Origin of the sequence: Synechococcus sp. R6-7 (genome assembly GCF_047461695.1) — a bacterium.
Classification (GTDB): Bacteria; Cyanobacteriota; Cyanobacteriia; order Thermostichales; family Thermostichaceae; genus Thermostichus.
Genome location: NZ_JANSHS010000372.1, coordinates 1 through 7,919, shown reverse-complemented (window position 1 = coordinate 7,919; position 7,919 = coordinate 1). Strand labels below are relative to the sequence as shown.

General features: G+C 60.4%; 6 protein-coding genes. 5 read left to right on the top strand and 1 reads right to left on the bottom strand.

What is annotated here, in order from left to right:
- The 5 genes from NW815_RS10970 to chrA form a co-directional block, all read left to right on the top strand.
- Window positions 1-307: hypothetical protein (locus tag NW815_RS10970; RefSeq protein ID WP_414416006.1), on the top strand; the 307-nt coding region annotated here is incomplete at its 5' end.
- A gap of 104 nt (window positions 308-411) precedes the next feature.
- A complete protein-coding gene (acsF, locus tag NW815_RS10965) occupies window positions 412-1,503 on the top strand; it encodes a magnesium-protoporphyrin IX monomethyl ester (oxidative) cyclase (protein WP_414387950.1) in 1,092 nt (363 codons plus the stop codon).
- Between the two features lie 47 nt (window positions 1,504-1,550).
- On the top strand, window positions 1,551-3,032 hold the full coding sequence (locus NW815_RS10960; protein WP_414416005.1) for a site-2 protease family protein: 1,482 nt from the start codon (window positions 1,551-1,553) through the stop codon (window positions 3,030-3,032).
- A gap of 41 nt (window positions 3,033-3,073) precedes the next feature.
- Window positions 3,074-5,035 carry a tetratricopeptide repeat protein gene (locus tag NW815_RS10955; RefSeq protein WP_414390073.1) on the top strand — a complete coding sequence of 654 codons (1,962 nt, stop codon included), beginning with the start codon at window positions 3,074-3,076 and terminating at the stop codon, window positions 5,033-5,035.
- A gap of 102 nt (window positions 5,036-5,137) precedes the next feature.
- Window positions 5,138-6,409, top strand: coding sequence for a chromate efflux transporter (gene chrA, locus NW815_RS10950; protein WP_011432884.1), 1,272 nt, complete (start codon window positions 5,138-5,140; stop codon window positions 6,407-6,409).
- A 74-nt stretch (window positions 6,410-6,483) separates the two neighbouring features.
- Here the strand turns inward: chrA and lgt are convergent, their stop codons facing one another.
- Window positions 6,484-7,623 (bottom strand): prolipoprotein diacylglyceryl transferase, encoded by a 1,140-nt coding sequence (gene lgt, locus NW815_RS10945; protein WP_414350359.1) that lies wholly within the window; start codon window positions 7,621-7,623, stop codon window positions 6,484-6,486.
- Window positions 7,624-7,919 lie beyond the last annotated feature (296 nt).

The window sequence follows — 7,919 nt, the reverse complement described above, 5'->3', positions numbered from 1 at the left end:
GGGCCGCAACTTGGGGGCTGGGATGACCGGCGGCCTGGCCTATGTGCTGGATGAGGAGGGCAACTTCCCCGCCAAGGTCAACGGGGAGATCGTGCGCATTCAGCGGGTGCAGACAGCAGCAGCAGAGGCACAACTGAAGAGCCTGATCCAGGAGCACTATCGCCGCACCCATTCCCCCAAAGCGGAGCGCATTCTGCAAAATTGGGAATCCTATTTGCCTCTGTTTTGGCAGGTGATCCCGCCTTCGGAGGAGGGCAGCGAGCTGACGGATCCCTTGCGATCCCAGCCGCTGGCAGTGGAGTCTTAAGGATCTCTCAGAGCCTGCCGGTAACACTTCTTATCCCCACGACGGCCAGAGAGGCTGGTAAACTGCGAGAGTATACCTGGCCTTTTCATCCGCTTTAAATCACTATGAGTCCCAGTTTGCAAGCTGCTCAAACTCAAGCGCGAGTGCCCACCGAGACCATCCTGACGCCGCGCTTCTACACCACCGATTTCGAGGCCATCGGCAAAATGGGCTTAGGGGATCGAGAGGCCGATTTCCAGGCCATCCTGCAGGAGTTTCGCGCCGACTACAACCGCTATCACTTCGTCCGGGGTGAGGAGTTCAACCAAGACTGGGAAAGCCGCCTGGATCCGCAGGCGCGCCGGTTGTTTGTGGAGTTCTTGGAGCGCTCCTGTACAGCCGAGTTCTCCGGTTTTCTCCTCTACAAGGAGCTGTCGCGCAAGCTAAAAGAGACCAACCCCGTTTTGGCCGAGTGCTTTGCCCTGATGAGCCGCGATGAGGCCCGCCATGCCGGCTTTCTGAACCGCGCCATGGGCGACTTCAACATGGCCTTCGACCTGAGCTTTCTCACTAAGCACAAGTCTTACACCTATTTCGCGCCGCGTTTCATCTTCTATGCCACCTATCTCTCGGAGAAGATCGGCTACTGGCGCTACATTCTCATCTACCGCCACCTGGAGGCCCACCCCGAGGATCGCGTTTACCCGATCTTCAACTTCTTCAAGAACTGGTGCCAGGACGAGAACCGCCACGGCGATTTCTTTGCGCTCATGCTCCTAAGCCAGCCGCGGCTGCTCAAGGGATGGGTGGCCAAGCTGTGGTGCCGCTTCTTCTTGCTGTCGGTGTTCGCCACCATGTACCTCAATGATGTGGGAGAGCGCCCGGATTTCTACCGCCTCATCGGCTTGGATCCCCATACTTATGACATGGAGGTAATCTACAAGACCAACCGCGAGGCGGCCAAGGTGTTCCCGGTGGTGTTGGATGTGGAAAACCCTGAGTTTGTGCGGCGGCTGCAAAAGTGCGTGGCCAACAACGCTAAGCTGAGGGAGATTGCCCGGGGATCCGGCCCCTTCAAGGGTTTGCGCAAGCTGCCCCTCTACTTGGATAACTTCTATCAGTTTTTGCGGCTGTTCCTCCTGAAACCTCGGAAAGCTGGCTTCTACCTGTGGGAGCAGCCGGAGCCCCGTTTTGAAGGAACGGCTGTTTCTGCTTGAGCCGTCTTGCCCTCAGCTTGGTACCCGTACAGCCTCATAGGTCAGCCATGAACATTGCCGCTGAGATTACGCCGCTCTTTTTGCTGGGAACGCTGGCCTTTTTGGGTTGGGGCTTCTGGAGAGCCCGTCGGCGGGGATCCTTAGCCGTTTGGGTGTGGTTACAGGGATCCCTGCTGCTGCTGCCCTGGGTGGTCTTCCTAGGGCTGTTGCTGCTGGGAATCTACCTCAACTTTGCCGGTTTCCTGCTGCTGTTGCTAGTGTTTACGGGGCTCTACATTGCCGTGGGGCGCAAGACCCGCCAGTTGGCCCAGCAGGAGCTGCAGGCGCGGCGGCAGCAGCTGGCCCAGTTGGAGGAGCAGCCAGAAGTTGCAGCAGAATCGCCGGCGCAGGCTTCGGCGGAGCCAACGGTGGTTCTGCGCAGGATCTCCGCTGAGGATCTGCAGGCCATTCAGTCTATTTTCGGCCTCGATACCTTTTTCGTCACCGAGACCGTCCCCTATGGGGAAGGGGCGATTTTTAAGGGCAACCTGCGCCAGGAGGCGGAGGTGGTGGTACCCCTGCTGGTGGAGAAGCTCAAAGAGCAGGTGGGCAGTCGCTACCAGCTCTTTTTGGTGGAGGATCCGGCGGAAAAGCCGGCGGTGGTGGTCTTGCCGGATCCCATCGTCAATTACCGCGCTTCCGTGGGGGCGCAGATCCTGGCGGGGGCGTTGCTGGTCTTCAGCTTCGTCGCCACGTTGGAGGTGGGGGCCAATCTCTTGGGCTTCCGGCTGTTGGATGCGCCAGGGCGCTGGGTGGAAGCCCTGCCGGTGGCGGCCGGGATCTTCGCCATCTTGCTGGTGCATGAGACCGGACACCGCTGGATGGCGGGCAAGTACGGCGTGCGCCTCAGCCCTGCTTTTGTTATCCCCAGCTTGGGGATCGGCACGCTGGGATCCCTAAACCGCATCCAATCGCCGGTGCCCAGCCGCAAGGCCCTCTTCGACATTGCCTTTGCCGGCCCGGCAGCGAGCGGGATCCTGTCGCTGCTGGTGCTCTTGGCTGGCCTGAAGCTCTCCGGCTCCGAGGGTCTGTATGTGCCCACGGAGATCTTCCGCAGCTCCATCCTGGTAGGCACCCTAGCGCGGCTGGTGCTGGGATCCCAGTTGCAGGCGGAGCTGGTTCCCATTCATCCTTTTGTTGCCGTGGGCTGGATTGGCCTGGCAATCACCGCCTTGAGCCTGCTGCCGGCAGGGCAGCTGGACGGGGGTCGCATTGTGCAGGCGGTGTACGGGCGGAAGACGGCGGCCCGCGCCACCTTCATCACCCTGATTGCCTTGGCGGTGGCGGCCATCAGCAACGTCTTGGCCCTCTACTGGGCGCTGCTGATCCTGTTCATCGCCCGCGAGCCAGAGCGTCCACCGCAGGATGAGATTACTGAAACCGACGGTCAGCGGGATGCTTTGGCATTGCTGGCCCTCTTTTTGATGGTCATGACCCTGTTGCCGATTGCTCCGGCCTTGGCGGGCTTTCTCAATTTCCCCAACGGCTGATGGGGTAGAGGCCCAGGATCCGCCGGCGAGAGGAGCTCACTGTGTCTGGACCGGGGAAAGGCTTTGGCCTAGGCAGAGCTGGAAAGGACAGAGGAGAGCACCTGCAGCGTCTGTTGGCCCAAGCCGTTCGCCATCACCAGGCAGGGCAATGGCCACAGGCTGTCTCACTTTACCAGCAGGTGCTGCAAGCCCAGCCCACCCACCCCGAGGCACTGCACCTCTTGGGGGTCTGTCGGCAGCAACAGGGATCCCTGGACGACGCGATTGCCCTGATCCGGCAGGCCCTTGCCCACCAGCCCTGGTTTCCCGACGCCCACTTTAATTTGGGAATTGTTCTCAAGCAGGCGGGGCAGCTGGCGGAGGCGAAAACTCACCTGCAACTGGCCCTAGAGCAGGGGGGGCCGGATCCAGAAGTCTTCTACCAGCTGGGGCTGGTGCTGCGGCAGCAGGGGGATTTGGAGGCGGCCCTTGTCCCCTTGGGACAGGCCCTGGAGCTGCAGCCGGACTTTGCCGATGCCGCCTACACCCTGGCCATCCTGCTGCGGGATTGTGGCCGGGAGGAGGAAGCGGCGGAGCTGTTCTACCAACTCTGGCAAGCGGATCCCGCCGACTTGGCCGCGGCCCTGGGCTGGTGTGTTAGCCAGTTGCCCTTGCTGTACGCCTCGGCAGACCAAGTTTCCGTGGCTCGGGAGCGCTACCGCCAAGCCCTACAACAGGTGAAGGGCCGCTGGGAACACCTGCCGCGGGATCCCGAAACCCTGGAGCGAGCAGCTGCCGGGATCGGCTCCGTCCAACCCTTCTTTTTGCCCTACCAAGGCCAGAACGACCGCGATCTGCAGCAGCTCTACGGATCCTTGGTGAGGGACGTGATGGCGGCCCGCTATCCCCAGCCCTCCGTCCTCTGGCAGCGACATCCTGGCCGAGTGCGGGTGGGCATTGTCTCCGGCCTGTTTCGGGATCACTCCGTTTGGAAGATCCTGACTCGCGGCTGGGTAGAAGCCCTGAATCGTGCTCAAGTGGCCCTCTACGGCTTCCACACCTCGGTCATCCAAGATGAGGTCACGTGCTCCCTGCCCCCTCGTTTTGAGCACTTTGTGGCCGGATCCCGCAGCATAGAAGAATGGCAAGCGGCTATTCGAGAGGCACAGCTGGATGTGCTCCTCTACCCGGAAGTGGGCATTGACCCGGTCTGTGCCCAACTGGCCGCCCTCCGCTTGGCGCCGGTACAGGCGACGGCCTGGGGCCACCCGCAAACTTCTGGCCTGCCGACAATAGACGTTTTCCTCAGCAGCGAGCTGATGGAGCCGCCGGACGGGGCCGGCCATTACACCGAGCAGCTCCTGCCCCTGCCTGGCATCGGCACCTACTATATTCCCCTAGAAGTTGACCCCGCCCCTGTGGACTGGCAAGCTTGGGGGGTGGATCCCGACAGGGTGCTTTACCTCTGCGCCCAATCCCTATTCAAGTACTTACCTCAGTACGACGAGGTGTTCCCCCGCATCGCCCGGGAAGTGGGGAAGTGTCAATTTCTATTTTTGCGGGGCCGTCTCTCCCAAGGGATCCGCGAGCGCTTTTGGCAACGGATGCGGCGGGCCTTTCAAGCCTATGACCTGGCCGCTGAAGAGTATGTGGTGCTCTTACCAGAACTCTCCCCCGCAGAATATGCGGCCTACAATGCCCTGGGGGATATTTACCTGGATAGCCTCGGCTGGTCAGGGGGCAACACCACCCTGGAAGCCCTGCCCCACGGGCTGCCCATCGTCACCCTGCCGGGATCCCTGATGCGGGGCCGCCACACCTACGCCATCCTGCAGCAGATGGGGATTCTCGATACCATCGCTCATAACCTCGATGAATACGTCCAGATTGCCAGTCAGTTGGGCTTGGATCCAGAGTGGCGAGAGCAAATGGGCCAGCAGGTGAAAGCACGTCAAGATCGCGTCTACCGGGATCCCGCGCCGATCCGCGCTCTGGAAGAGTGGTTGCGAAGCCTGAAGACCTGAGGGGGCAGTTTGGGTGAAAGGATAAACGGGCGAGTGTTGTCCTCTTGAAGGGATCCCGGACAGATGGCAGGATAGGCGGGGTTGTCTTGCCGGGCTTTGCCCATGTCTTCTGAGTCTGCTCCCGGTCAGTTCCCCAGGCCGGAAAACGCCCCCGACAACTTGCCCTCCCTTTCAACGCGCCTGAAAGAGATTGCCGTGGTATTCCTGCGGCTGGGATCCCTGGGTTTCGGCGGCCCCCAAGCCCACATCGCCATGCAACACGATGAGGCGGTGATCCGGCGGGGCTGGATGAGCCAGGAACAATTTACCGAAGGGGTGGGCCTATGTGAAATGTTGCCAGGGCCAGCTTCTACCCAGATGGGGATCTATGTCGGCTATGTGCGGGCAGGCTGGTTGGGGGCGGTGCTGGCGGGGATTTGCTTCATTGCCCCTGCTTTTGTGATCGAGGTGATTTTTTCTTGGCTTTACTTTCGCTTTCAGGGGGTGCCGCAGCTAGAGGGGATGTTTTTTGGGGTGGCCCCGGTGGTGATCGCCATTATCCTGGCCTTTTGCTGGAAACTGGGCCGTAAAGCTGTGAAGGATTGGAGCCGGGGGCTGATCGCGGTGGCGGCCTTTGCCCTGCTGCTGATTGGGGGGGTGAATATCCTGTTGCTGTTCGGGCTGGCGGCTCTGGTGGGGCTGCTGCTGTATGGGCCCAAAAAAGGCCCACTATCGGGGATCCCGATTTTACTCCCTTGGCCAGTATTGACGTTGGCCCAGACGGTAGTGGCCACGGTTCCACCGGAAACCCTTATCCTGAGCAGCTTTTGGGGTCTGGAGCGGATTGGTGCCTATTTCTGGCCTTTGACCTTGTTTTTCCTGAAAGTAGGCGGCACCATCTTCGGGGGAGGGCTGGTGATCATCCCCTTCATCGCCGACGAGGTGGTGGATCAGTTGGGCTGGTTGACGCCGACAGAGTTCTTGGATGGGGTGGCCATTGGGCAATTTACTCCTGGCCCGGTGGTGCTGACGGCAGCCTTTATCGGCTACAAGGTGGCAGGGGTGCTGGGGGCCCTGACGGCAACAGTGGCCATCTTTGCCCCTTCTTTTGCCTTTATTCTGCTGGCAGCTCCGGTTCTGTTGCGCATACGGCACAATGCTTGGGTGAAGGGATCCCTGCAGGCAATTACCCCAACGGCCCTGGGGGCTGTTGCTGCGGCTACAGTGCCCTTGGCCCAAAATGCGCTGCTACAACAAACAACTCCCGCTTCGCTGGTGGCTTTGGGGATCGGGGTAGCGGCCTTCATTGCCTTGATGCGCTTTCGCCAGCCCACTTGGCTGTTGGTGTTGATGGGAGGGGGGGCGGGTTTGCTGGCCCGAGGTCTGCTGGCCTAAAGGTTTTGCTCCCTGGCCCTGCTTTCTCCTTGGGGGTGAGGGAATGACCCTGATTCAGCCTGATGGCCACGGCACTAACTGGCTTGGGCCAGCCCTTCCTCAGAGGGATCCCTGCCTTCCAGGCGACAAAACAGTTGCCGCATGAGCAGCTCCCGTTGGCCAAGAGACAGGTGAGGGGCAAGGGTGCCGGGAAAGTGGGGCATGGCGAGGGTGACACGATCCAACAGGTCGGCGCGGCGATGTCTCTGTTGAATAGCCCAAGCCCGTTCCAGAAGGTTTTGGGCTGCTTCTGGCGCTAATCCCGCTTGCTCCGATAACCACGCTGCCAGTTGTTCCAAATCGGGGTCGAAGCGCAGCCGGTACATGTAGATCAACATGCCGATCCCGATCACCAAGCCCAAGCCACTGGCTACATAGGCGGCTTTGATGGAAGTTCCCGGCAGATAGGCCACCGCCGACACGCGCAAGATTTCGTAGGGGATGCGGATCAGGCTATAGCCGACAACATAGGTCCAAACCCAAGTGCCATCTTTGAGTTTGGGAAAGCGCCAGAACATTCCCATCAAGAGGGCAAATAGAAGCAGGTTGAGGACGCTTTCGTAAAAAAAGATGGGGTGAAAAAACTCAAATTGGCTGTATTCCGGCTCGCGGGCTTGGGGAGGAATGTACACCCGCAGCGGCCAAGGGCTGTCGGGAGGAATAGGGGCACCGTAGGCCTCAGAGTTGAAAAAGTTGCCCCAGCGCCCGATGGCTTGGCCCAAAATCAACCCCGGCGTGAGCACATCGGCGTACTTCCAGCCGTTGATCCCGGTGGTGCGGCAATAGAGGTAAAGGGCAAGCGCGCCGGCCAACACCCCACCGTGGATGATGAGACCCCCCTGCCAAATGGCAAAGGCCGAGAGGGGGTTGTCTTGGAACTCTGACCAGTGGGTGAGGACGTAGTAGAGGCGGGCGCCCAGAAACCCAGATATTACCAACCACAGGGCCAGTAGCTCCACTCGTTCACTGGCTTTGCCAGGCTCTTTCTCTAGATGACGAGATTCTGCCAACGCTTTGGTCAAGATCAAGCCGACCAACACGGCCACTGCCATCAATAGGCCATACCAGCGTAGGCCCAGCCCTCCCACCAGCGGGGTGCCGGGGGGAAAGCGGAAGACAAATTCTCCCGGTGAGCTGAAGGTAAGGCCCAACAGCCCTGCACTCCATAGGTTCATCGACAACACGCTCTGCACCCCAAAATTGCTCAACTCAGTTCCACGAGTCGGCCTTATCAACCTCACCCGCTTGGGTTAGCGGGACGGAGTTCCTTCCGGGCTCTTCTCCCCTATCCCCGGCAGCCATTCACAGGCTCCAACAGGGATCCATTCTCCCCGATCCTGAAGCAGCGCCAGTCCTCGTTCCCGGTTGACCCGATCCTACAGGCCCGTCACGGACAAGATTCCACCCTAGAGCCCATACCTTTACCAAAAAGCTAGGTCCAAAGCCCCGCCCTTCCAGGACGGCTTTTGCC